Below are 1,315 nucleotides of genomic sequence, written 5' to 3' on the forward strand. Positions count from 1 at the left end.
TATTGGCACACTCGATATTACCACGTTAAGGGCAAATCACGGCTATTATGCTCTATGCTGTCCAGAATGATATTCTGGAGTTCAACCCGACCAATGATATGACGGGGCACTCACCGCCGTAAAATCCCGTCATTATCCCGCTCTTCCCCATGAAAGTTTGCCTGATTTTCTGACCCGGTTATCTTCTTATCCCGGACGCTTACTGACCCGGATCGCCGTCGAGCTGGCACTATTAACCTTTGTCCATTCCAGTGAGCTGAGGTTTGCCCGTTGGGAAGAAATCGACCTTGAAAACGCGGTGTGGAAAATTCCTGCCACAAGAAAGCCCATTAAAGGCGTCCGGTTTTCTGAACGGGGCGTGAAGATGAAAACCGGGCACATTGTACCCTTAAGCCATCAGGCCATCTCGCTTATCAAAATATTACACGGATTGAGTGGAAATTGTGACGTGATGTTCCCCCAACGATCATGATCCCAAAAAAGTCATGAGCGAGAACACCGTCAATAGTGCTTTACGCAACATGGGCTATAACACCCAAACTGAAGTGTGCGGCCACGGGTTCAGAACAATAGCTCGCGGGGCGATGGGTGAATCCGGATTGTGGAATGATGATGCCATTGAGCGCCAGTTAAGCCATGTTGAAAGGAAAAATGTCAGAGCCGTCTATATTCACACGTCCAAACATCTGGAGGAACGGCGGCTGATGGTGCAGTGGTGGGCAGATTATCTGGATGCGAACCGGGAAAATCCCATCACACCCTATGACTTTGCCAAACCGTGAAAGCATCGGCTATGTATTCATGGGCAAATCTGCTGCCTGCGGGCGGCATTGATACTCCAGCCAAGGGTAAACATGGCCCCTGCCCTATTTGCGGCGGCACTGACCGTTTCCACTTTATTGATGATCACCATCACGGCAACTGGTATTGCCGTCAGTGTGACGCCCCAAATTATGGCGATGGACTGGATTTGGTGGCAAAAACCAAAGGGATATCGATTACTGAGGCGGTGAAAATCATTGCTGGCTCGTTGGCATTGCCTTTGCCAGAACCCAAACCAGCCAAAGAAAACCTCTATCCAACACAGCCGATTGCCGACAGAGTCGCGGCACTGATGGCGCAAACTGTTACCGCGCCATCTCCCTATCTGACCGCAAAGGGGCTGCACTGCCCTAATCAGAGATTATTGCCTGATAATTCAACTGTGTTGGCACTGATAACACCAGACGGAAAAGTCACAGGGGCGCAGATCATCAAACCGAATGGCGAGAAAAAATTACTCACTGGCAGCCAGAAGAAAGGCGCGTTTATTGCT

1 protein-coding gene and 1 pseudogene are annotated in these 1,315 nt (G+C 50.0%); both read left to right on the forward strand.

Features of this window, described 5'->3' with window-relative positions; genetic code table 11:
* Positions 1 to 32 precede the first annotated feature (32 nt).
* Positions 33 to 782, forward strand: a pseudogene (locus FE394_RS19200) (tyrosine-type recombinase/integrase); the annotation flags it as partial.
* An 11-nt stretch (positions 783 to 793) separates the two neighbouring features.
* Positions 794 to 1,315: primase-helicase zinc-binding domain-containing protein (locus FE394_RS19205; RefSeq protein ID WP_319927918.1), on the forward strand; the 522-nt coding region annotated here is incomplete at its 3' end.

It is taken from the genome of Xenorhabdus littoralis (assembly GCF_033949345.1).
Taxonomy (GTDB): domain Bacteria; phylum Pseudomonadota; class Gammaproteobacteria; order Enterobacterales; family Enterobacteriaceae; genus Xenorhabdus; species Xenorhabdus littoralis.